Raw genomic sequence first — 22,849 nt, forward strand, 5'->3', positions numbered from 1 at the left:
TTATGCGTACGTACATCAAGCCGCTCGCCGCCGTCACCGGCAGCCTCGCCCTCGCCGCCACCCTCACCGCCTGCGACGGCGGCTCCGGCGCCACCGCCGGCGAGAAGGTCGTCACCGTCTACAGCGCCGACGGCCTCAAGGGCGAGGCGGGCGACGGCTGGTACGACAAGGTCTTCAAGGACTTCGAGAAGCAGACCGGCATCAAGGTCGAGTACGTCGAGGGCGGCTCCGGCGAGATGGTGCAGCGCGCCGCCCGCGAGAAGAGCAACACACAGGCCGACATCCTCGTCACCCTGCCGCCGTTCATCCAGCAGGCCGACTCCAAGGGGCTGCTGCAGGCGTACGCGCCGCAGGGCTCCGACCAGGTCGACGGCGCCGACAAGGCGAGCGACGGCAAGTGGATCTCCGTCGTCAACAACTACTTCGGCTTCGTCCACAACAAGAAGGAGCTGACCCCGGCGCCCACCACCTGGGAGCAGCTGCTCGACGCGAAGTTCAAGAACAAGGTCCAGTACTCCACCCCGGGCGTCGCGGGCGACGGCACCGCCGTGGTCATCAAGGCCATGCACGACTTCGGTGGCAAGGACCAGGCCATGGAGTACCTGAAGAAGCTCCAGGCCAACAACGTCGGCCCGTCCTCCTCCACCTCCAAGCTCGCCCCGAAGGTCGACAAGGGCGAGATCCTGGTCGCCAACGGCGACGTCCAGATGAACTTCGCGCAGGCCAAGTCCATGCCGAACCTCGGCATCTGGTTCCCGGCCAAGGAGGGCGGCAAGCCCAGCACCTTCGCACTGCCGTACGCCGCCGGCCTGGTGAACAACGCCCCGCACAGCGAGAACGGCAAGAAGCTCCTCGACTTCATGCTGAGCGAGCAGGCCCAGCGCGAGGTCAGCGCCATCGGCGGCGGCTTCCCGGCGCGCAAGGACGTGAAGCCGACGGACGCGAACGCGATCGAGCTGGCGAAGCTGATGACGGGCGTCGAGGTGTTCGAGCCGGACTGGGCGGACGTCGACAAGAACCTGACGTCGTACGTGGACGCGTGGAAGTCCGCGACCGGCAGCTGACCGTCACCTGCCCCCGAGAGTTCACCGCACGACCCTTTTCCCGCACTTGATTGTCGCGAAAAGATAACGGGTACGGACCAAAGCTCGCACCGCTCGGACCACCGCTCGGACCAGAGCTCGCACCGCTCGGACCACAGCTCTCCTCGCTCAACGCCCCTGGAACTCAGGGGCGTTGCCGTGCCCGCTCCCTCGCCCACGCATCACGGAGGACTTCGACATGCCCGTCAACGGCATATCCCGCCGCACCGTGCTCGCCGCCGCCGGTGCCACCGCCGCCCTCGCCGCCACCGGTCTGGCCACCGCCCCCCGGGCCCACGCGGTGACCAGCCCCCTTCTCCCCGACGGCACCAGCCAGGACAAGGTGCTCTTCGTCGGCATGGACGGCCTGCGGTACGACCGCATCGACGCCGCCAAGGCCCCCCACCTCAAGTCCCTGATGGCGAACGGGACCTACGGCCTCTCGCTCCTCTACGCCAACCCGATGGCCGGCACCTTCTCCGGTCCCGGCTGGTCGACCATCTCCACCGGCGTCTGGCCCGACAAGCACGGCGTGAAGGACAACACCTTCACCGGCCGCAACTACGGCACCTATCCCGGCTTCCTCGCCCGCCTGAACCAGGTGCGCCCGGACCTCTCCCTCTTCGCCGCGGTCGACTGGCCCGAACTCGACACGTACGGCACGGTCACCCCCGGCGCCGACGCCAAGCTCGTCTACGACAACAACTACGCGGTCAACGACCTCGCGATCACCGACATCACCGAGGACGTCCTGCGCAACCAGAACCCCGACGTCCTCTTCGTCTACTTCGGCGAGACCGACGAGATCGGCCACACCTACGGGGCCGCCAGCCCCAAGTACACCGACGCCATCGACGTCCAGGACGGCTACCTCGGCCGCCTCCTCGCCGCCGTCAAGGCCCGGCCGACCTACGCCGACGAGCGCTGGACCGTCATCGTCGCCACCGACCACGGCCACCTCGACGCCGGCGGCCACGGCGGCTCCACCATCGAGGAGCGGCGCACCTTCGTGCTCGCCCAGGGCCCCGGCATCGCGGCGGGCGCACGGCCGGTCGACACCCGGCTCGTCGACGTCGCCGCCACCGTCTTCCGCCAGCTCGGCATCACCCCCGACCCGGCCTGGGGCCTGGACGGCAAGCCCATCCAGGAGCGGTCCACGGATCCCTTCGACGCGCTGTACGGATCGCTGACCGGCCGCGTCGACGAGACCGGCATCCCGGCGGGCGTCCTCGGCTTCACCCACACGGCGCCCACCGGCTGGTCGGTCGTCAACAACGTCATGGGCACGGGCGGCGTCACCGAGTGGCGCGGCTGGTCCTTCGCGACCGACGAGTTCTGGTCCCGCGCCCAGCGCGACCAGTGGCGCGAGCTGAACGTGCGCGCCCGGGGCGTGTTCGCCGTCGCCGACTCCGACGAGTGGGCCGACAAGACCTTCTCGGGCACGTACGACTCCACGCTGGTCAGCCCGGCGTACGCGGTCACCGGCGCCGCCCGCGTGACCCTCGACTTCACGACCTTCTACCGTCAGGAGGGCGCCCAGACCGCGCAGATCCTGGCGAGCTTCAACGGCGGCACGCCGACGGTCGTCAAGAGCTACACGGCCGACGTCGTCTCGCAGCCCCAGTCGTTGACGCTCGCCGTACCGGCCGGGGCGTCGAACGTCAGCTTCCGCTTCCGCTACACGGGGTCCAACAACTGGTACTGGGTGATCGACGGGGTCAAGGTCACGGCTTCCTGACCTAGGCTGGGGGCGTCGCCACAGCGTCGTCGCGTCGCCCCCAGTACACCGCAGGTCTGTACGGCAGGAGTCCCGCACCCATGGCAGAGCGCAAGCCGATCGAATCCTGGCTCACCGACATGGACGGCGTCCTCATCCACGAGGGCGTGCCGATCCCCGGTGCCGACGCGTTCATCACGAAGCTGCGGGACACCGGGAAGCCCTTCCTGGTCCTCACCAACAACTCGATCTACACCGCCCGCGACCTGCACGCCCGGCTCGCCCGCATGGGCCTCCACGTGCCCGTCGAGAACATCTGGACGTCGGCGCTCGCCACCGCCCAGTTCCTCGACGACCAGCGCCCCGGCGGCACGGCGTACGTCATCGGCGAGGCGGGCCTGACCACCGCGCTGCACGACATCGGCTACGTGCTCACCGACCACGACCCCGACTACGTCGTCCTCGGCGAGACCCGTACGTACTCCTTCGAGGCCATGACCAAGGCGGTCCGCCTCATCAACGCCGGCGCCCGCTTCATCTGCACCAACCCGGACGAGACCGGCCCCTCCCTGGAGGGCCCGCTGCCGGCCACCGGCTCGGTCGCCGCGCTGATCACCAAGGCGACGGGCAAGGAACCGTACTTCGCGGGCAAGCCGAACCCGCTGATGATGCGCACCGGCCTGAACGCGATCGGCGCGCACTCCGAGTCCAGCGCGATGATCGGCGACCGGATGGACACGGACATCCTGGCCGGTCTGGAGGCGGGCATGCAGACGTTCCTGGTGCTCACGGGCCTGACGACGGAGGCGGAGGTGGACCGGTACCCGTTCCGTCCGTCGAAGATCGTGAAGTCGATCGCGGACCTCGTCGAGCGGATCTGAAACCGCAGGTGGGGGCCCGGCGTGCGCGCTGCGGATGCGAAATGACCTGAACGGGGCGAACCTGCCAGTACCAGGAGGTCACCATGCGTTCAGGTCCCATCGCTCTGCGTGCCGCGGGGGCGGCCGTGGTGCTGGTGCTCGCGCCCGCGGCGGGCACCGCCCTCGCCCACGACGGGGTCCAGGTCACGGTCACCCCGTCCGCCGCGGCACCCGGCGGCGCCATCGACGTCCGCGTCACCGGCTGCGAGGGCGCCACAGGCGCCGCCAGGTCCCCTGCGTTCGTCGCGGACGCGGAACTCTCCGGGGCGGGTGGCGGCAAGAACCCGCTGTCCGGCGGTGCGAGGGTGCGGTCGGGCGTGGAGGAGGGGGCGTACGAGGTCAGCGTGACCTGCGACGGCGACGACCACGCCGGCGCCGGCACGATCAAGGTCGGGAGCCACGAGCAGTCGACGGGTCGGCCGACGGGACGGCCGGCCGGGGAGTCGGCGGGCCAGTCGAAGGGCCAGTCGACCGGCCGGCCGACGAACCGGCCCGCCCACCAGCCCGCGGGGCAGCAGCCCTCGCAGCAGCAGGCCGGGGAGCGCCAGTCCATGGAGCACCAGCCCACCCGCCACGCCTCGGTCGCGCCGGTCCGCGCGGGCGGCGGCGGGGCGGCTGCCTTCGCCGCTCCGGCCGCGCCCGGCATGGCGCAGACGGCGAGCGAGGAGGGCCTGGGCACCCCGTACACCCTTCTGGGCTTCGGCATGGCCGCCCTCGCCGCGGTGGCCGTCGCCTTCCGCAGCGCCCGCCGCCGTGGCGGCTCAGGCTCCGGCTCCGGATCCGGCCCCGGCTCGGACTGAGGGACCGGGCCCGTGAGGTCCGGCGGACGCTGACCGGGACGGCCTGGGCGCGCCTGGTCCTGGGCCTGTGCGCGTGGGGGCCGGGATGCGGGCGAACCGCCGGCACGACTGTGACCGTGACCCGTTCGGACGGACGTGTCGCGGAATTCACGGCCGACGACGTCCAGGTCCTGTCGCGGGACGGCTTCGACGCGCGCCGGGCGTGCGGGCCGCGCCTGCCGGGGCGCGCCGAGCCGCGGTTCGTCACCTGCGGCGGCAGCGTCGACCGGAAGTCGGGCGCGTACGGCGCGAACGTGGTGGTGTCGGCGTATCCGACCGGTGTGACCGGCGTACGGAAGTGAGCGGCGCGGGTCGAGAGACGTCGGGCGGGGCTGGCCGGCGGGCGTCCGGCGGCGTGCGGTGAGGCTGATGGGCGGGGGTCCGGCGGCGTGCGGCGGGGCTGGCGACCCGGACCCGGCAGGCGGGGGTGGAACCCACCGGCCGCCGGCCGGGTCCGGTCCTCGACCGCGGGCTCACGGACCGCGGGAGAAGCCCGGAGCCGCTGCGGGAGGTCGGGTTCCGCTCACTGTAAAGGAAGACCGGACACGACTGAGGCCCTTCACCTGATGGTGAAGGGCCTCAGTCTTCGCGTGCGCCGCCAGGGACTCGAACCCCGGACCCGCTGATTAAGAGTCAGCTGCTCTAACCAACTGAGCTAGCGGCGCCTGCTGACAGAGATAACTCTACAGGACCCCGGACGGTGCTCCTGACCATTTCCGGTCCCGCCCGGCCTGTCGGATGGTCGTATTGGGCCTTCGATCCGTCAAAATGCGATTTGTCCAGACAGTTGAGACACTGACGCCCGTGCAGGAGCGCCAAAAGATCTTGACGAGTGTGGAGGGGAACGCATGAGTGTGCCGGTCTTCGAAGAAATCGAACCCGCGGCCGACTGCGGTTGCGCGGGCTGCGCCCGGCAGCGGCGCGACCTCGCCCTGGGCCTGCCGGTGCGCGCGGGCGGCCACCCGGCGGCCCATGGCGCGCGCAGGGCGCTGGTCCTGGTGACGGCGGCGGGGGTGGCCCTGGGGGCCGGTGGTACGGGAGCGGCGGGGGCGGCGGAGGGGGAGAGAGCGGCGGAAGTGGCGAGGGTGGTGGGGGCGGCGGAAGCGGCGAGGGCGGTAGGGGCCGCGGAAGCGGTGGGGGCGGCGGAACTGGCGGGGGCGACCGAGGGCGGGGTGGGCCGCGCCGTCTCGGAGAGCGCCACCGGGCCCGGGCCCGAGACCCCGCAGGGCGGTCGAGGCCCCCTCCACGGATCACCCGGCCCGGGATCGGCGCCCTCCCCGGGAGCGAACCCGACGACCAGTCAGATCTCCGCGCAGTCCCTGCCGAAGACCACCCGGGCGGAGATCATCAACCGCGCGAAGGCGTGGGTCACGGCGGCGGTCCCGTACTCGATGGAGCGGTACTGGACGGACGGCTACCGCCAGGACTGCTCCGGCTACATCTCCATGGCCTGGAACCTCCGCTCCAACGAGTGGACCGGCAGCCTCGACCGCTTCGCCGACCGGATCGACCGCGCCGACCTGCAGCCCGGCGACATCCTGCTCTTCCACAACCCGGACAACCCGACGCGCGGCTCGCACGTGACGATCTTCGGCGGGTGGACGGACTACACGCACGCCTCGTACATCGCGTACGAGCAGACCAAGCCGCACACGCGGAAGCAGGCGACGCCGCTCGCGTACTGGGAGAACTCGGACCGCTACCTCGCGTACCGCTACAAGGGCGTGGTGAGCGGCGGGGGCGAGTCCGGGCCGGGGTCCGGGGCGGTGTCGACCCCGTTCCCGGGGGCGGCGATGTTCGGGCCGGGCGCGAACAACGCGTACGTCACCCAGCTCGGCCGGCTGCTCGTCGCGCGCGGCGGCGCGAAGTTCTACAGCCAGGGCCCCGGGCCGCGCTGGGGCGAGGCGGACCGGCGGGCCACGCAGGCGTTCCAGCTCGCTCAGGGCTGGCAGGGCGTCGAGGCGGACGGGCTGCCGGGGCCGCAGACCTGGGCGCTGCTCGTGACGGGGCAGGGCAGGGGCATCGGCGGTTCGAGTGGTTCGGGCGGATCGAGCGCATCTGCGAGCGGGTTCCCCGGGCGTGGCTACTTCCGTCCAGGGCAATCCAACGCATATGTGGAGAAGCTGGGCAAACAACTCGTGAAGCGGGGCTACGGCAAGCACTACACGTCGGGCCCCGGTCCACGGTGGACGGAGGCGGACCGCCGCAACGTCGAGTCCTTCCAGCGAGCCCAGGGCTGGCGCGGCGGCGCGGCCGACGGCTACCCGGGCCCGGAGACCTGGCGGCGCCTTTTCCGATGACCCCGAGAACATGAGGTGACGACCGAATGACGCCATCGACCCCCCCGACCCCCTCCGACTCCGGCCCCGCCGCCACCCGCGACGCAGCCCGCACCGCCCGCCGCCTCACCGACGGCCGCCTACGCCCTGCGGGGCCGCCGGGTGCGGGGGCGAGTGGGGGAGCTGCGCCGGGCGCGCCCACCCCGGTGGACGGTGCCGGCGCGCCGGCGGGCGCGGGTGCGCTGGCGGGCACGGGTGTGGTCCCGGGCGCGCCTGAGGGTGGGGGAGCGGCGCCGCTCGCTGCGGCGGGCGCGGTTGGGGCGGGCCTTCAGCCCGGTGCCGGTGCCGAGGCGTGGTCGGGTGCGCCTGTGGGCGGGGCGAGCCTCCAGGGCGGTGCCGGTGCGCCGGAGGTTCCGGGCAGGTCGTCTGCTGTGTCGTCAGCGACCCTTGGAGGAGGGGTGGTTGAGGCAGGCCGCGGACACCAGACGGCTCCGGTCGCCGGTTCTGGGGCTGCACCGACGGGGCCCGGCCTCGCGCCCGGCGGAACCTCCCGTACGGGCGGGCCCACCGTCGGGCACGACGGCGGGTCGCAGGCCGGCGCGGCCGACGGCTCGGCGGCGCAGCCGCTCGGTTCGTCCGGGCTCGGACACCCGGCGCCGGCCGGCGCCGGACAGGACCCTGGCCCGGCATCCGGCCTCGGGCCCTCGGCGGCCGGGACCGTCAGCGGGCCGTTGGGCGCGGGATCGGTGGCCGGCGGTGGCGCCGGGCCCACGGCTCCGGCCGCACCCGGGCAGGGCGGCTCCGGTCTCCCGCCCTACCCAGGGCCTGCGTCCGCGTCCGGCACGTCGCCGGGCTCGCCCGACGTCGGTCACCCAGCACCTGCCGGAGCCGGGCAGGGCGGCCCCGGTCTCGCGTCCCACCCGGGGCAGACTTCCGTGCCCGCAGCGGGCGCGGACTCCGGTTCGGTTGCCTCCGGGCGTCCGGCCGCCCACCCTGTCGGCGGCGCGGGCTCGGCGGCCGGGCCGGGGAGTACCGCCGGATCCGGCGGGGCGGTTCCCGGCCCGTCCAGCCTCGGGCCCGCGGCGGCCCAGGCAGTCAGCGGGCCGTCCGGTGCGGCCACGGCGGTCAGCAGTGGCTCAGGGCCTACCGCTCCGGTGGCGGCCGGGGAGGGCTTCGGCAACGCACCCGCCCCTGCCGGCGCCGCCGTTCGGCCGGAACAGCAGAACCCCGGCCTGACGCGCGCCGGCGCGGACGGTGCAAGGTCGCCGCAGCCGCCCCAGGAGGGCCCTCGCACCGCGAGCGCTCCTTCCGCTGGTACCGACTTCGGGCGCTCCGCGCCGCCGCCCGCCGGTTCCGATGCGCCTCAGGCGCCCACTGCGGGTCCGGCTCGCGCCGCTGAGGCGCCGTCCGCTGCGGGCTCGGCGACCGGTGTCAGCCCGGCGCGCGAGCATGGAGCCGCTCCTGGTTCGCCGCAGGTTCACCGCCCGGCAGGCGCAGCGGCCTCGGGCCGTCCGCCGGTGTCCACCGATCCGGCGCCGAGCCGCGGTGCCGCTCCCGCTTCCCCGTCTCGCGCGGCCGAGGCGCCGTCCGCTGCGGGCTCGCCGACCGGTATCAGCCCGGCACGCGAGCATGGAGCCGCTCCTGGTTCGCCGCAGGCGCACCACCCGGCAGGCGCAACCGCCTCGGGCCCTGGACGCGACCACGGAGCTGCTTCCGGTTCGACGCAGGCGCACCGTCGTCCGCCAGGCGCAGGCAGCGGGGGGCGTCCGTCGGCGTCCACCGATCCGGCTCCCGCTGCGGCTTCCGCAGCCCCGGCTCGCGCCACTGGTGCGCCGTCCGCCGCGGGCTCGCCGACCGGCGTCACCCCTGGCCGCGACCATGGAGCCGCACCCGGTTCTCCCGAGGCGCCCCGCCCGGCAGGCACAGCAGCCGCCCCAGGGCGCACCCCGATGGCCACCGACCCGGCACCGGCCCGCGCTTCGGCGACGCCCGGCGCCGCTTCCGCCGCTCCGGCGCCGCAGGACCCCGGTCCCGCGCCCGCACACCCCTCCGACCCCGGCCGCCCGGCGCCGTCCGTCGCCGCAGGCCAGGCCGTCGCACCCGACCGCAGCGGCCCCGCGGCGTCCGTCACCGCCGGCCAGGCGTCCGCCTCTGCCCCGGCTCGCCCGGCGGTGTCCGCCGCCGCAGGCCAGGCTCCCGCCTCAGCCCCCGGCCGCCCGGCCGCGTCCGCAGCCGCTGCCCAGGCTCCCGCCCCCGACCCCGGCCGCCCCCCGGCGTCCGCCACCCCAGGACAGGCCTTCGCAACCGGCCCCGGCCACTCGGCCGCCCCCGTCACCGCAGCCCACGCTCCCGCCCCCGACCCCAGCCACCCCGCAGCCTCCATCGCCACAGGCCCGGAAGGCGCGGCCGCCGCCGACCCCGTCGCCGACGATGCCGTCGACCGCGGGTGGATCGCCGGTGTTCCCGGCGCCGCGACCACCGAGGTGCCGCCCCGCGCGAGCGCGACTGCTCAGTCCCAGCCACGGCCCCAGCCCCAGCCCCAGTCCCAGTCCCGGCGCCGTACCGTCATCGGTACTGAGGTCACGGGCTCGATCCCGGTGCATCTGCTGTTCCGGGACGAGGCGGACGGGGGCGGCGACGACGGGGGGCCGGCCACCGTGCCCGTACCGAAGACAACGGCGGCGACGGCGGCGGCGAAGAAGCCTGGCATTCCCGCGCCCACGCGGCCGACCCCGGCCCCCGGCAACCGTCCCGCGCCCACCGCCGATCCCAAGCTCGTCGAGCGGCCGGGGCCGGTGCTGGCCGGGTGGGTCGGGGTGGTGGGTGGGGCGGTCGCGCTGCTCGGGTGTGCCGCGATCGTGTGGTGGACCGGGGCCGTGCCCGGTGAGCTCGCGCGGATGCTGCGGCTGCCGGTGCGGCCGTACAGCGGGATCCCGCTCGGACAGTGGGCGCTGCTCGCGCTCGGCGTCGTCCTGGCGCTGTTCTTCCTGGGCGGTCTCGGCCGCGGCCGGGTCGGTTACGCGCTCGTGCTGACGCTCTTCGGCGACTACCGCGGCACCGTGCGCCGCACGGGGCTGCTCTGGGTGAGCCCGCTGCTGCTCCGCCGCCGGGTCGACGTACGGCTGCGGCACTGGCGCAGTGAGCCGCTGCCCGCCGTGGACGCGAAGGGCACCGCGCTGAACGTCGTCGTCCTCGTCGTGTGGCGGATCCGGGACACCGTCCGGGCGGCGCTCGGCGTGGACCGGCACGAGGAGTACCTGAGGGAGCAGGTGGAGGCGGCGATGGCGCGGGTCCTCTCGCAGCTGCCGGCGGACGCGTTCCACGAGGACGCGCCGACGCTGCGGGACTCGGAGGCGGTCGGCGAGGCCCTGACGCGGATGCTGTCGGCGGAGTGCGCGCCGGTCGGGATCGACGTGTTCTCGGCGCAGCCGACGCGCATCGAGTACGCGCCCGAGGTCGCCGCGGCGATGCGGCGCAGCCGGATCGCGGCGCTCGACGCGAAGCACCGGGACAGCGTGCTGACCTCGGTCGTGGACGCGGTGGACGACGTGGTCCACCGGCTGACCTCCCGTGGTCTGGTCGAGCTGGACGACTACGAGAAGAAGGCGCTGGTGAAGGACCTGACCGTGGCGTTCTACACGGGCCGTACCGCCCCCGGGGAGGGCGCCTGACCCAGCGGCGCGTCCCGCTCCCGTACCGTCGCCGTCGGTATGGACATGGCCAACTTCCGTCCCTACCTTGGAGCTTGGTCTAGACCTAGAGCCGACGGCTCGAAACCCCCACCCGCACGCGTGCAGCACAGCCCAACAGAACTCCCCACGTTCTCCTGGAGCGACAGCATGCGAAAGAAGACAGGGATCGCGGCCGTGGCGCTCGGCGTCGCCGCCGCCTCCCTCCTCGCCACCACCAGCGCGAGCGGCCACGGCTACACCGACTCGCCGATCAGCCGGCAGAAGCTCTGCGCCAACGGCACCGTGACCAACTGCGGCGACATCCAGTGGGAGCCGCAGTCGGTCGAGGGGCCCAAGGGCTTCCCGGCCGCCGGGCCCGCCGACGGGAGGATCTGCGCCGGCGGGAACTCCCGCTTCGCGCAGCTCGACGACGCCCGGGCCGGCGCCTGGCCCACCACCAGGCTCACCGCGGGCCAGAGCTACACCTTCCGCTGGCAGTTCACGGCCCGCCACGCGACCACGGACTTCCGCTACTACATCACCAGGAACGGCTGGACCGGCACCAGGGCCCTGACCAGGGCCGACCTGGACCCCCAGCCCTTCCTGGTCGTCCCCTACGGCGGCCAGCAGCCACCCTCGACGCTCTCGCACACGGGGACCGTCCCGGCGGGCAAGACCGGCCGCCACCTGATCCTCGCCGTGTGGACGATCGCGGACACCGGGAACGCCTTCTACGCGTGCTCGGACGTCCAGTTCTGAGGCCCGTTCCGAGGTCGGTTCCGAGGCCCGCAGAACCCGCAGAACCCGCCGGGTCCGCGGGGCCCGCGGGAACCCTCCTCATCTGACGTGACGTCAGCTAGCATCCGGCCCCATGAGGACCGTCGCGGAACTCGTACGACGCCAGTGGCACGACCACCGGACCGGACTGAGGGACGAGCGCACCACCCTCACCCACCACCAGGTCGCCGCCGGCGCCGCCGCCCGCGCCGCCCTGCTCACGGAGCTGATGCCCGACCGGCCGGGGCGCGAGCCGCACCTCGGTCTGCTGCTCGACAACACTCCGGAGTACCCGCTCTGGCTCGGCGCGGCGGCCCTCGCCGGGGCCGCCGTCGCCGGGATCAACCCCACCCGGCGCGGCGCCGAGCTGGCCCGGGACATCCGGCACACCGACTGCCGCCTCGTGGTCACCCAGCGTGCCCACCTCCCGCTCCTCGACGGGCTGCCGCTGCCCGGCGTACGGATCCTGGTGACCGACACCGACGCGTACGAGGCCCTGCTCGCCCCCTACGGAACCGCCACCCCGCACGACCGCTTCCTCCGGCCCGCCCGCCCCGACAGCCGCTTCCTCCTCTCCTTCACCTCCGGCTCCACCGGCGCGCCCAAGGCCGCCGTGTGCAGCCAGGGCCGGCTCGCCGCCGCCGGCGACTCGCTCGTGGCGCACTTCTCGATCCGGCCGGAGGACACCCACTACATCTGCATGCCGATGTTCCACGGCAACGCCGTGATCGCCGACTGGGCGCCCGCGCTCGCCGCCGGCGCCGGGATCGCGTTGCGCGCCCGCTTCTCGGCCTCGCGCTTCCTGCCCGACGTGCGCCGCTTCGGTGCCACCTACTTCACCTACGTGGGCCGCGCCGTCCAGTACCTGCTCGCCACCCCGGAGAGCGCCCACGACCGCGACCACCGCCTCCGGCTCGGCTTCGGCACGGAGGCGGGCGCGGTGGACGCGGCCCGCTTCGAGGCGCGGTTCGGGGTGCGGCTCGTCGAGGGGTACGGCTCCTCCGAGGGCGGGGCCGCGATCCAGCGGAGCCCCGGCACACCGGCCGGTGCGATCGGGCGGGCCGCGCCCGGCGACGACCTGGCCGTGGTGGACCCCGCCACCCGGCGCGAGTGCCCGCCGGCCCGGTTCTCGGCCACCGGCCTGCTGCTGAACGCCGACGAGGCCGTCGGCGAGCTGGTCAACCGTGGTCGCAGCCCCTTCGAGGGCTACTGGCGCAACCCCGAGGCCCAGGCCGCGCGCCTGCGCGACGGCTGGTACTGGACCGGCGACCTCTTCTACCGGGACGCCGAGGGCTTCCTCTACTTCGCCGGCCGCACCGACGACCGGCTGCGCGTCGACAGCGAGAACCTCGCCGCCGCCATGATCGAGAACATCCTGGCCCGCTGGGAACGCGCGGCCGGTGTCGCCGTCTACGCGCTACCCGACCCCGTCTCAGGCGACCGGGTCATGGCCGCGCTCGCTCTGCGTCCCGGCGCCGTCTTCGACCCGGCCGCCTTCGCCGACTTCCTGGCCGACCAGAGCGACCTGGGCACCAAGATGCCCCCGACCTACGTCCGGGTCGTCCCGGAGCTGCCCCTGACCGCCACCAACAAGATCCACCGGGTCGCCCTGCGCCGCGCCGGGCTCGGCGGCCCCGACCCGGTCTGGTGGCGCCCGGCGCCCTCCGCCCCGTACGAGCCCCTCACCGATACCGCTCGCGACACGCTCCGCCGGGCGTACGAGGAGCAGGGCCGGCCCTTCCCCGGCTGACCCGCATGACCACTGGGCGGAAAAACAAGGAAGCCCTCTCGCTTTCGCGAGAGGGCTTCCTCTGTCTGTGCGCCGCCAGGGACTCGAACCCCGGACCCGCTGATTAAGAGTCAGCTGCTCTAACCAACTGAGCTAGCGGCGCCTGCTGACAGAGAAAATACTACCTGGTCCCGAGGGGTGCTCGTGACCACCTCGCTGTCAGTCCCCGGATCGCCCAGCGGATCGCCCTGTACTCGCCCTGCAGTGGCCTGGATCGCTCTAGATTGCCAGCGACAGCACCACCGGCGCCGCCCGCCGGTTCAGCGTGTCCGCCGCCGAGCGCAGCCGGTGTGCGTGCTCGATCGGCAGCGACAGGGCCAGGCAGCCCACGGTCGAGCCCGCCGTCAGCGGCACCGCCGCGCAGACCGTGCCCACCGCGTACTCCTGGAGGTCGAGCATCGGGACGGTCGGCGGCTGGCTGTCCAGCTTGGAGAAGAGGATCTTCTCGTTGGTGATCGTCCGGGAGGTCAGCCGGGCGATCTTGTGGCGGGCGAGGTGGTCGCGGCGCCCGTTCTGGTCGAGCTGGGTGAGCAGGCACTTGCCGACCGCGCTGGCGTGGGCGGCCGAGCGGAAGTCCACCCACTCGTTGACCTTCGGGGTGCGCGGGCCGTCGGCGAACTGGGTGATCTTCACCTCGCCGTCGATGTACCGGCTGATGTAGACGGCGGCGCCGACCGAGTCGCGCAGCTCGGTGAGCGTCTCCTGGAGCTTGCGCTCCAGGGCCTCGCGGCGGGTGACGCCGGAACCGAGGAGGACCAGGGAGTCGCCGATGACATAGGCGCCGTCGGAGACCTGCTCCACGTATCCCTCGCGCCGGAGCATCAGGAGCATGGACGACAGATGGGCGACGGGCAGACCGGTCTCCCGCGCGATCTGCACGTCCGTCACCCCGCCACCGTGCCGTGAGACCGTCTCAAGCACGCGCAGGGCGTATTGCACCGAGTGGAACGGCGCGGTGGGCTCGGGCTTCAGCGCCACGGTTTCCCCCTACCAGGTTGTGACCGCAAGCTTCCGTACCACGATAGCCGCCAAGGCCCCGCCACGGGGCGGCTGTTGGCGAGAATGATTCGGCGCTCAGGGGCCCTGGGCTGGGGCGCGCCACTCTGGCATATGCCATGGTCACAGCCCTGCCGGAGAGGCTGAGGTCAGGGCCGTGCGGGAGGCCGTCCGGATGGCCGTTCGATGCTGTTCCGGACGTGAAGATTTTTTCGGCGGAGCCGCTCGGAGGGAATAAGCGGAGCCCGCCTCCAGTTAACTCCCTTCACCGGACCCCGCTGGATCCCACCCCGTCCACTGATGTCTGAAAGGCCCCACGGTGAGCGACGACACGACGCGAGACGCGATTCCCGGAGACTCGATTCCAGGAGACGCGATTCCCGGAGACGCGATCCGAGGCGAGGTGCGCGGCACCGCGCCCGTACCGCTGTCCGTACTGGACCTGGTCACCGTCGGCAAGGGACGGACCGCGAGCCAGGCGCTCGCCACCAGCGTCGAGCTCAGCCGGCTCGCCGAGCGCCGCGGCTTCCACCGGCACTGGGTGGCCGAGCACCACTCCATGCCCGGCGTCGCCTCCTCCTCGCCCGCCGTGATCCTGGCCCACCTCGCCGCCCACACCCGCCGCATCCGGCTCGGCTCCGGCGGCGTGATGCTGCCGAACCACGCCCCGCTGGTGATCGCCGAGCAGTTCGGCACCCTGGAGGCCCTCGCCCCGGGCCGGGTCGACCTGGGCCTCGGCCGCGCGCCCGGCACCGACGGCGCCACCGCCGCCGCCCTGCGCCGGACCCAGACGCTCCACGAGGGTGACGACTTTCCGGAGCAGCTCGCCGAGCTGACCCGTTTCCTCGACGACGACTTCCCGGACGGTCATCCGTACGCCCGGATCCACGCCGTGCCCGGTCCGGTGCAGGGCCCGAAGGGCCGCCCGCCGGTCTGGCTGCTCGGCTCCTCCGGCTTCAGCGCCCGGCTCGCCGGCCTGCTCGGCCTGCCCTTCGCCTTCGCGCACCACTTCTCGGCCCGCAACACAGTCCCGGCCCTCGACCTCTACCGGGAGTCCTTCCGCCCCTCGGCGGTGCTCGACGCGCCGTACGCGCTGATCGGGGTCTCCGCGCTCGCCGCCGACGAGGCCGCGGAGGCCCGCCGGCAGGTGCTCACCGGCGCCCTGTCGATGCTGCGGCTGCGCACCGGCCGGCCCGGACTCATTCCGATGCCGGAGGAGGCCGAGGCGTACGAATTCAGCCTCGCGGAGCGCGAGTTCGTCAGCGACTGGCTGGGGAACGTCGTGCACGGCACGGCGGACGAGGTGCGGGAGGGCCTCGACGCCCTGCAGAAGCGCACCGGCGCCGACGAGCTGATGCTCACGGCGAACGCGCACGGCGGGGACGCGCGGCTGCGGAGCTACGAGCTGATCGCCGACGCGTACGGCCTGCCGGAGCTCGGGTAAGCGGAATTTCCCGCCCGTTGGTTCCGCTTCGAACCGACGGGCCGGGGAAGCCTAAGGGAGCCTTAAACCGCTCGTCACGCACGGTGGCGAGCGGTTCTTCGTTGTGCTGCACGTCTCTGACAAGGGCTTTCTTCCGGCAATTGGTCTAGTCCTCAATCTGGTTCAGACCATTGACGTGCTGTTCACGCGGCGGATATCACTGCTCCAACTTCCGTACCGCCACCCCTCCCGGAGGCCGCACGTGCACCCCCGCAAACCACTCCTCGCCGCCCTGCTCAGCTCGGCCCTCGCCGCCGGGGCCCTCGCCGCGACCGCCGGCCTCGGCTCCGCGCAGGCCGCCGACACCGCCGCCACCGCCGCCGCGTCCACCGGCGGCGTCAAGATCGCGTACTACGACCAGTGGAGCGTGTATGGGAACGCCTTCTACCCCAAGCAGCTCGACGAGCGGGGTATCGCGGCCAAGCTGGACGTCATCAACTACTCGTTCGGGAACATCCACCCGACCGACCTCACCTGTTTCGAGGCCAACAAGGCCGCGGGTGACGACGCCAACCCCAGCGCCGGTGACGGTGCGGGCGACTCGTACGCCGACTACCAGAAGTCCTTCTCGGCCGCGGACAGCGTCGACGGCGTGGCCGACAAGTGGGACCAGCCGATCGTGGGCGTCTTCAACCAGTTCAAGGAACTGAAGGCGAAGCATCCCAAGCTGAAGATCAACATCTCGATCGGCGGCTGGACCTACTCCAAGTACTTCTCGGACGCGGCCAAGACCGACGCGAGCCGCAAGAAGTTCGTCGCCTCCTGCATCAAGCAGTACATCCAGGGCGACCTGCCGGTCGAGGGCGGCTTCGGCGGCCCCGGCACCGCCGCCGGCATCTTCGACGGCATCGACATCGACTGGGAGTACCCCGGCTCGCCCGACGGCCACCTCGGCAACCACTACGCCCCCGAGGACAAGCAGAACTTCACGCTGCTCCTCGCCGAGTTCCGCAAGCAGCTCGACGAGTACGGCGCCGCGCACGGCGGCAAGAAGTACCTGCTGACGGCCGCGCTGCCGGCCGGCCAGGACAAGATCAGGAACATCGAGACGGACAAGATCGGCGCGTACCTCGACTACGCGAACATCATGACGTACGACATGCACGGCGCCTGGGACGGCGACGGGCCGACGTACCACCAGTCCCCGCTGTACTCCGGCAGCAACGACCCGACCGACGTCATCAAGCCGGGCACCGAGAAGTACTCGATCCACAACGCGATCGACTCCTGGCTCGACGGCAAGCCCGCCTACGGCATCACCGGCGGCTTCCCGGCCAACAAGCTGACCCTCGGCTACGAGTTCTACTACCGCGGCTGGAAGGGCGTCCCGGCCGGCACCACCAACGGCCTCGCCCAGACCGCCACCGGCGGTTCCGCCGCCCGCCCGCTCAGCCAGGCGGCCGGCATCGCGTACTACAAGGAGCTCGGCGGCATCGTCGACAACCCGGCGACCACCTTCTGGGACGACCAGGCCAAGTCCGCCTACTTCTACAAGGACGGCGAGTTCTTCACCGGTCTGGACAAGCGCACCATCCAGGCCCGCGCCGACTACGCCCACCAGCGCGGCCTCGCCGGCGCGATGATGTACTCGCTGCTCGGCCTCGACGCCAACGCCACGCTCTTCAACCAGATCGTCGACGCCGTCGGCTCCTCGCCGACCACCCCGACGACCCCGCCGACGACGCCGCCCACCACGCAGCCGACGCCGTCCCCGACCACCACGACGCCGACCCCGACCCCCACGCCGACCGGTGGCAGCTGCACCGCCCCGGCGTACGTCGCCGGCCAGGTCTACACCGGCGGTCAGACCGTCTCCCACAAGGGCCACAACTGGAAGGCCAAGTGGTGGACGCAGAACGAGGAGCCGGGCACGACCGGCGAGTGGGGCGTCTGGCAGGACCTCGGCGCCTGCTGACCCTCGTACCGTCTCCCTGAGAACCACTGCCCTCGCCCGGAATGTCCCTCCGGCCGGGGGCAGTTCCATGCCTGCAGTACGGGTACGGGTAGGACGAGTACGGGCTACGCCGGGAGCGGCTCCACGGGCAGGGGCGCGACGCCGATCAGGTCGGCGATGCGCTCCGGGGCCACCGCCCGCGAGTAGAGCCAGCCCTGTCCGGTGTCGCAGCCGATCCGGCGCAGCCGGGCGGCCTGGCCCGAGGTCTCCACGCACTCGGCGGTGACCGTGAGCCCGAGCCGGTGGGCGAGCTGGACGAGCGCCTCGACGATCAGCTCGTCGGCCGGGTTGGCGTGCGCCTCGTCCTGGAAGCCGCGGACGAAGGAGCCGTCGAGCTTGAGGACGGAGACCGGGAGGCGGCTGAGGTAGGCGAGGTTGGAGTAGCCGGTGCCGAAGTCGTCGATGGCGATCCGCACGCCCATGTCGCTGAGCGCCTGGAGGGCCTGGAGCGGCCGGCCGGCCGAGCCCATGACGGCGGACTCGGTGAGTTCGAGCTGGAGCAGATGGGGCGCGAGCCCGGTCTCGGCGAGGATGCCGGCGACGTCGGCCACCAGGTCGGAGTCCCAGACCTGGCGGACCGCCACGTTGACGCTGACGAAGATCGGCCGGTCGCCCGGGTGGTCCTTCTGCCACTGCCGGGCCTGCCGGCAGGCGGTCCGCAGCACCCAGCGGCCGAGCTCGACGATGGAGCCGTCCTCCTCGGCGATGCCGACGAACCGATTCGGCGTCAGCACCCCGAACTGCGGGTGGTGCCAGCGCACCAGGGCCTCGACGCCCTGCACCGAGCCGTCGGCGAGGTCGACGAGCGGCTGGTACTCGAGCGCGAACTCGTCGCGTTCGATGGCCGGTCGGAGGGTGGAGGAGAGCGCCTGCCTGGTCATCCGGTGGGCGTTGCGCTCGGGGTCGAAGAGGGTCCAGCGCGACTTGCCGTCGGCCTTGGCCCAGTAGAGCGTGGTGTCCGCGGCCTGCATCAGGCAGGTGGCGGAGGAGCCCTGGGCCGGGCGCTCGACGACGCCGATGGAGGCGGAGACCGAGAGCCGCTGCCCGGACAGGTCGAAGGGCTCCTGGAGCGCGGTCAGCGCGGACTGCGCGAGGTCGGCCAACTGCTCGGTGCCGGTGGAGTCCTCGACCAGGATCGCGAACTCGTCTCCACCGAGCCGGGCCACCAGATGGCCGCCGTTGCGGGTGTATCCGTAGCCGTCCGCGCACTCGGTGAGCCGGCCGGCGACGGCGGCGAGCAGCCGGTCGCCGACCCGGTGGCCGAGGGTGTCGTTGACCGCCTTGAAGCCGTCCAGGTCCAGGTAGCAGATGCCGATCCGCCCTGTTCTGCCATGCCCGTACGACTGGTATGACTCGTACGACCGGTCCGGAGCCGGTTCCGGACCGCCGGCCGTGGCGCTCTCGACGGCGGCGCTCTCGATGGCCGCGGTCAACCGCTCGAAGAACAGGGTGCGGTTGGGCAGCCGGGTGACCGGGTCGTGCATCTGGAGGTGGCGCAGCCGGGCCTGGAGCTCGCGCCGGTCGCTGATGTCCGCGACCGACAGCAGCACGCGGCCGCTGTCGGGCACGGGCGCCACGGTCACCTCGGCCCACAGGGAGCGTCCGTCGGGGTGCTTGAGCCGGCGGGTGCAGCGGAAGCGGGAGCGCCGGCCGCTCAGCACCTCGCGGTAGGCGTGCCAGGTGCGGCCGTCGGAGCCGAGGTCGACGAGGTCGGCGGCGGCCTGCTCGCGCAGGGCGGCGGCCTCGGTGCCGAGCAGGGTGCCGAAGGAGTCGTTGGCGGCGAGGACGATGCCGTCCCGGTCGACCATGGCCATCGCGATCCGGGCGGCGTTGAACGCGGCGCGGTAGTCCCGGAGTTCGGAGTCGCGGTCGCGGTCGCGGTCGGGGTCGACGGGGTCGGGGTCGCGGAGTCGGGAGTCGCGGGGGTCCCGGAGTTCGGATTCCGCTGCCGGGGGGTGACTCTCCGTGAGCGTCGGCTCAGCCGACGGGTGCACTGGTCCTTCGGGGGTTCCGCTCACCGCTCGCTCCCGTAGTGCGTTCGGGCCGTACAGATGTGGTCGGAATGATCGGCCAAGGAAAGTGTGCCGATCATAGAGGCTGGCCGGGGCGCCGTTCCAGCTCCAAGGCCCGTCGCGGGCCTCCGGCAGGCTGTGAGGCTGCCCACCCGGACCCTCCGCCCGATCGTTTCTGCGCGGGTCTGACACGGGTCGGCGAGGGCCTGACCGAATGTGACTTTCCGTGAGCTGACGCATGCACGTGTCGCGTCGACCCGGCGGGTCCCGCTCACCCGACCGGGGCAGCGGAAAGGTGCGAAACCCGGCAAACCACCACAAGGTGGGTGAGGTGTCGCACATTCCGGAGCGGGAGGTCCACGTGAGGGGTCACGTGAAGGGTCAGCAGCCACCCGGGCGAGTGCACGGGCCGGTACGCCGCTCGCGCCTGCGGGCCTGCGCGGCCGCCTTCACCTCCCTCGCCGCGCTCGCCGCGATCGGCCTGGTCGCCGGCCCGGCCGTCGCCGTGCCCTCGGCGGGCCCCTGCGCCCTGCCCCGTACCGCCGCGCACCACTCGCTCGGCCTCGACACCTGGAACGGGTCCTACCCGCGCCCGACCCGCGCCCTCGACGCGGTCATGATCTTCCTGTCCTTCCCGGACTCCGCCCCCATGACCACCCCCGCCCAACTCGCCGCCGACCACTTCCCCGGCACCTCCGAGTTCTTCGAGCGAGCCTCCTACGGCCGCTTCAGCCTGCGCGTCCACCCGCAGCAGAACTGGACCCGGATGCCGCAGGACTCGGCCGCGTACGCGATACGGCGGGACTGGAGCGCCGAGCGCCGGGCGGCCTATCTGCGCGACGCGATCCGGGCCGCCGACGCCTCGGTCGACTTCTCGCGCTACGACATCGTCTATCTGGTCGCCGACCCGGACGCGCCTGGCGTGGACTCCGACGCCACCAAGGTGGTCAATCTCGAACGCCCCCTGGAGGCCGACGGCACCGAGATCAAGCGGGTCGTCACGGTCTTCGAGCGCCATCCGCCGGACCGCAACGTGCTCGCCCACGAGACCGGCCACGTCTTCGACCTGCCCGACCTCTACCACCGGCCGACCGACGGCAAGGGCGACTGGGACACCTACGTCGGCGACTGGGACGTCATGGGCAGCCAGTTCGGGCTCGCGCCCGACCTCTTCGCCTGGCACAAGTGGAAGCTGGGCTGGCTCGACCGCTCCCAGGTGAAGTGCGTACGCGGTCCGGGCACGCACGTCGTCGGCCTGGAGCCGGTCGCCGCCGCCCCCGTCGCCGGCGGCACCGTCGGCACCCGGCTCGCCGTGGTCCGTACGGGTGAGGACAGCGCCCTCGCGATCGAGGCCCGCTCGGCGACCGGCAACGACAAGGACACCTGCACCGAGGGCGTGCTGCTCTACCGGGTCCGCAACCAGGCGGCCTCCGGCGACGGACCCGTCGAGGTCGTCGACACCCACCCGCACACCGAGGCGTGCTGGGAGCGCTCGGTCTACCCGCCGCTCGCGGACGCGCCGCTGCGCGAGGGCGAGTCGTACACGGTGCCGGGCACGGGCGTCCGGGTGGAGGTGGACGGGCGGACGAAGGCGGGCATGTGGACGGTACGGATCAGCGGCCCGCAGCCGGTGCGGTGACCGCGCCACCGCCGCACGATCCCACAACGAAGAAGCCCCTCGCTTCCGCGAGGGGCTTCTTCCGTCTGTGCGCCGCCAGGGACTCGAACCCCGGACCCGCTGATTAAGAGTCAGCTGCTCTAACCAACTGAGCTAGCGGCGCCTGCTGACGTCGTAGACATTAGCATCCGGATCCGGCGAAGCAAAAATCGATACCCGCAGATCGGCCGCCCTAACCGTCCGGACCGCCCTGACCGCCCGCACGCAGGCCCACAGCAGCACGTCCGGCCCGGGCAGCCACGGCTTGCGGGTGTCGGGGGCGACGAGCCAGCGCGGGCCGGCGGAGTCGTGCGGGGTGAGCGGCGGGACGGTCACGGCGTCGCCGGTGCCGTGGCAGAGCGGCCGGGGCACCTCCGGCCCCCACTCCTCCCAGTCGAGCAGGGACGGTAAGCGCTGGGCGGTGCCCGGGGCCGCGAAGAGCAGCATCCGGCCCCGGTGCATCGCGACGGGCCCGCAGCCCGGGCCCTCGGCCCACAGCCGGTCCAGCATCCGGCGCCCGAAGGTCGGCTCGACGTTCACCACGTCGAAGACCGTGCCGCAGGGGAGTACGGCGGGGGAGGCGGGGTGCTGTTCCCAGGTCGTGAGCGCGGGGCCCGGGCGAGACGTGGCGGAGGCGAGCCAGGCAGCGCCGTCCTCGGTGACCCGCGCCGGCTGGTGCCGGCAGATGTCGTACAGAACCGTCGTCTCGTCGCTCAGCCACGTCGTCATGCCAGAGGTCTACCGGCCGTGACGGTGCCGTCTCAGCGGGTTGCCGGAAATCCGGACACGGCGGGTGCCGGAGGAGTATCTTGCGCCCCGGCATATGCCACGCGGCCAGACCGGATGCGCGGTGCCGGTGGCCGCCGGCGGTGCGCGGTGTCGGTCACTCGACGCCGATGCCGATGCCGACGCCGCCTGCCCGTGGTGCCCGGCGCCGGTGGCCGGCCGCGGCTCACTCCTCCGGGTCGCGGCCGCCCGTGCGGATCAGGTCCTGACCGAACTCGATCATCTTGCGGGCGTAGTCCTCGGTCCACTCCGCCCGCTCGGCCACGTCCGCCGCGGTGAGCCGGTCGAACCGGCGCGGGTCGGCGAGCTGTGCCGCCGCGATCGCCTGGTACTCGATCGCCCGGTCCGTCGCCGTGCGGAACGCCAGCGTCAGCTCGGTCGCCCGGGCGAGCAGCTCTCGCGGGTCCTCGATCTTCTCCAGGTCGAAGAAGTGCTCCGGGTCGGCGGCAGCCTCGGCCGGTTCGAAGATCAGCGGCGCCGGCCTGACCCGCCGCTGCCCGCTCCGCTCCGCGGATTCCGCCATGATCCCTCTCCTCCTCACACACGCGGCCCGGACACCCGGGCCACCTTCCATTCTCCCGCGCCTGGCAAGAGGGCCGGAGGCGCCTGCCTAAGGGGCCCAGGTCACCCGGTGCTCCGCGAGGTGTGACAACACCGCGTGGTTCGCCTCCCAGCCGTCCTGGGCTGTATTCATCGGCCGCCTCCGGCGGCGTGCCGGACTCCGTCCGGCGGCATCGCGGCTCGGGGCGAGGGCTTCATGGCGTCCAGGTCACCCGGTGCTCCGCGAGGTGTGACAACACCGCGTGGTTCGCCTCCCAGCCGTCCGGGGCTGTATTCATCGGCCGCCTCCGGCGGCGTGCCGGACTCCGTCCGGCGGCACCGTGGCT

General features: G+C 72.9%; 15 protein-coding genes, 3 tRNA genes and 1 pseudogene. 12 read left to right on the top strand and 7 right to left on the bottom strand.

Annotated elements, in window-relative coordinates; translation table 11 throughout:
* Nucleotides 1–2: 2 nt before the first annotated feature.
* The 5 genes and pseudogenes from ACIRSU_RS34610 to ACIRSU_RS34630 form a co-directional block, all read left to right on the top strand.
* Nucleotides 3–1,064 (top strand): 2-aminoethylphosphonate ABC transporter substrate-binding protein, encoded by a 1,062-nt coding sequence (locus tag ACIRSU_RS34610; RefSeq protein ID WP_403800976.1) that lies wholly within the window; start codon nucleotides 3–5, stop codon nucleotides 1,062–1,064.
* 217 nt (nucleotides 1,065–1,281) lie between these two features.
* The gene (locus tag ACIRSU_RS34615) at nucleotides 1,282–2,820 is read left to right on the top strand and encodes an alkaline phosphatase family protein (RefSeq protein ID WP_403800979.1); all 1,539 of its coding nucleotides are present in this window, start codon (nucleotides 1,282–1,284) and stop codon (nucleotides 2,818–2,820) included.
* 80 nt (nucleotides 2,821–2,900) lie between these two features.
* Nucleotides 2,901–3,680, top strand: coding sequence for an HAD-IIA family hydrolase (locus ACIRSU_RS34620; protein ID WP_403800982.1), 780 nt, complete (start codon nucleotides 2,901–2,903; stop codon nucleotides 3,678–3,680).
* An 83-nt stretch (nucleotides 3,681–3,763) separates the two neighbouring features.
* Nucleotides 3,764–4,519: a hypothetical protein gene (locus ACIRSU_RS34625; RefSeq protein WP_403800985.1), complete on the top strand. Its 756-nt coding sequence runs from the start codon at nucleotides 3,764–3,766 to the stop codon at nucleotides 4,517–4,519.
* 101 nt (nucleotides 4,520–4,620) lie between these two features.
* Nucleotides 4,621–4,860 (top strand): annotated as a pseudogene (locus ACIRSU_RS34630) (class F sortase); the annotation flags it as partial.
* Nucleotides 4,861–5,149: 289 nt separating this feature from the next.
* On the opposite strand, the gene ACIRSU_RS34635 reads toward ACIRSU_RS34630, so the two are convergent.
* A tRNA-Lys gene (locus ACIRSU_RS34635) sits at nucleotides 5,150–5,223 on the bottom strand.
* Nucleotides 5,224–5,406: 183 nt separating this feature from the next.
* On the opposite strand from ACIRSU_RS34635, the gene ACIRSU_RS34640 reads away from it, so the two are divergent.
* The 4 genes from ACIRSU_RS34640 (at nucleotide 5,407) to ACIRSU_RS34655 (ending at nucleotide 13,035) form a co-directional block, all read left to right on the top strand.
* Entirely contained in the window at nucleotides 5,407–6,858 is a 1,452-nt protein-coding gene (locus tag ACIRSU_RS34640; RefSeq protein ID WP_403800988.1) for a peptidoglycan-binding protein, read from the top strand.
* A 1,928-nt stretch (nucleotides 6,859–8,786) separates the two neighbouring features.
* Entirely contained in the window at nucleotides 8,787–10,508 is a 1,722-nt protein-coding gene (locus ACIRSU_RS34645; RefSeq protein ID WP_403800990.1) for an SPFH domain-containing protein, read from the top strand.
* A gap of 168 nt (nucleotides 10,509–10,676) precedes the next feature.
* Complete coding sequence (locus tag ACIRSU_RS34650; RefSeq protein ID WP_403800992.1) at nucleotides 10,677–11,267, top strand: lytic polysaccharide monooxygenase; 591 nt, start codon at nucleotides 10,677–10,679, stop codon at nucleotides 11,265–11,267.
* Between the two features lie 112 nt (nucleotides 11,268–11,379).
* The gene (locus ACIRSU_RS34655; RefSeq protein WP_403800995.1) at nucleotides 11,380–13,035 is read left to right on the top strand and encodes an AMP-binding protein; all 1,656 of its coding nucleotides are present in this window, start codon (nucleotides 11,380–11,382) and stop codon (nucleotides 13,033–13,035) included.
* Between the two features lie 68 nt (nucleotides 13,036–13,103).
* Here ACIRSU_RS34655 and ACIRSU_RS34660 read toward each other — a convergent pair.
* Both ACIRSU_RS34660 and ACIRSU_RS34665 read right to left on the bottom strand, forming a co-directional pair.
* Nucleotides 13,104–13,177, bottom strand: a tRNA-Lys gene (locus tag ACIRSU_RS34660).
* A gap of 116 nt (nucleotides 13,178–13,293) precedes the next feature.
* Entirely contained in the window at nucleotides 13,294–14,052 is a 759-nt protein-coding gene (locus tag ACIRSU_RS34665) for an IclR family transcriptional regulator (protein WP_403800997.1), read from the bottom strand.
* 364 nt (nucleotides 14,053–14,416) lie between these two features.
* Here ACIRSU_RS34665 and ACIRSU_RS34670 point away from each other — a divergent pair, with 364 nt between their 5' ends.
* Both ACIRSU_RS34670 and ACIRSU_RS34675 read left to right on the top strand, forming a co-directional pair.
* Entirely contained in the window at nucleotides 14,417–15,514 is a 1,098-nt protein-coding gene (locus ACIRSU_RS34670; RefSeq protein WP_403801037.1) for an LLM class flavin-dependent oxidoreductase, read from the top strand.
* 241 nt (nucleotides 15,515–15,755) lie between these two features.
* Complete coding sequence (locus ACIRSU_RS34675) at nucleotides 15,756–17,468, top strand: glycosyl hydrolase family 18 protein (RefSeq protein WP_403801000.1); 1,713 nt, start codon at nucleotides 15,756–15,758, stop codon at nucleotides 17,466–17,468.
* 104 nt (nucleotides 17,469–17,572) lie between these two features.
* On the opposite strand, the gene ACIRSU_RS34680 is transcribed toward ACIRSU_RS34675, so the two are convergent.
* A complete protein-coding gene (locus ACIRSU_RS34680) occupies nucleotides 17,573–19,525 on the bottom strand; it encodes a putative bifunctional diguanylate cyclase/phosphodiesterase (RefSeq protein WP_403801003.1) in 1,953 nt (650 codons plus the stop codon).
* 367 nt (nucleotides 19,526–19,892) lie between these two features.
* On the opposite strand from ACIRSU_RS34680, the gene ACIRSU_RS34685 reads away from it, so the two are divergent.
* Nucleotides 19,893–21,158 (top strand): M6 family metalloprotease domain-containing protein, encoded by a 1,266-nt coding sequence (locus tag ACIRSU_RS34685; RefSeq protein ID WP_403801040.1) that lies wholly within the window; start codon nucleotides 19,893–19,895, stop codon nucleotides 21,156–21,158.
* 68 nt (nucleotides 21,159–21,226) lie between these two features.
* Here ACIRSU_RS34685 and ACIRSU_RS34690 read toward each other — a convergent pair.
* From ACIRSU_RS34690 to ACIRSU_RS34700, 3 genes are all read right to left on the bottom strand, one after another.
* Nucleotides 21,227–21,300 (bottom strand) — tRNA-Lys (locus ACIRSU_RS34690).
* The gene (locus tag ACIRSU_RS34695; RefSeq protein ID WP_403801006.1) at nucleotides 21,291–21,905 is read right to left on the bottom strand and encodes a bifunctional DNA primase/polymerase; all 615 of its coding nucleotides are present in this window, start codon (nucleotides 21,903–21,905) and stop codon (nucleotides 21,291–21,293) included. Before ACIRSU_RS34695 ends, ACIRSU_RS34690 begins: the two co-directional genes overlap by 10 nt.
* Nucleotides 21,906–22,128: 223 nt before the next feature.
* Nucleotides 22,129–22,485, bottom strand: coding sequence for a hypothetical protein (locus tag ACIRSU_RS34700; protein ID WP_403801009.1), 357 nt, complete (start codon nucleotides 22,483–22,485; stop codon nucleotides 22,129–22,131).
* Between the last annotated feature and the right edge of the window lie 364 nt (nucleotides 22,486–22,849).

Origin of the sequence: Streptomyces sp. NPDC101160 (assembly GCF_044768205.1) — a bacterium.
In the GTDB taxonomy this organism is placed as follows: domain Bacteria; phylum Actinomycetota; class Actinomycetes; order Streptomycetales; family Streptomycetaceae; genus Streptomyces.

Coding starts and splice junctions, on each gene's coding strand:
- ACIRSU_RS34610 (WP_403800976.1), top strand. CDS start 3: ATGCGTACGTACATCAAGCCGCTCGCCGCCGTCACCGGCAGCCTCGCC.
- ACIRSU_RS34615 (WP_403800979.1), top strand. CDS start 1,282: ATGCCCGTCAACGGCATATCCCGCCGCACCGTGCTCGCCGCCGCCGGT.
- ACIRSU_RS34620 (WP_403800982.1), top strand. CDS start 2,901: ATGGCAGAGCGCAAGCCGATCGAATCCTGGCTCACCGACATGGACGGC.
- ACIRSU_RS34625 (WP_403800985.1), top strand. CDS start 3,764: ATGCGTTCAGGTCCCATCGCTCTGCGTGCCGCGGGGGCGGCCGTGGTG.
- ACIRSU_RS34640 (WP_403800988.1), top strand. CDS start 5,407: ATGAGTGTGCCGGTCTTCGAAGAAATCGAACCCGCGGCCGACTGCGGT.
- ACIRSU_RS34645 (WP_403800990.1), top strand. CDS start 8,787: ATGGCCACCGACCCGGCACCGGCCCGCGCTTCGGCGACGCCCGGCGCC.
- ACIRSU_RS34650 (WP_403800992.1), top strand. CDS start 10,677: ATGCGAAAGAAGACAGGGATCGCGGCCGTGGCGCTCGGCGTCGCCGCC.
- ACIRSU_RS34655 (WP_403800995.1), top strand. CDS start 11,380: ATGAGGACCGTCGCGGAACTCGTACGACGCCAGTGGCACGACCACCGG.
- ACIRSU_RS34695 (WP_403801006.1), bottom strand. CDS start 21,905: ATGACGACGTGGCTGAGCGACGAGACGACGGTTCTGTACGACATCTGC.
- ACIRSU_RS34700 (WP_403801009.1), bottom strand. CDS start 22,485: ATGGCGGAATCCGCGGAGCGGAGCGGGCAGCGGCGGGTCAGGCCGGCG.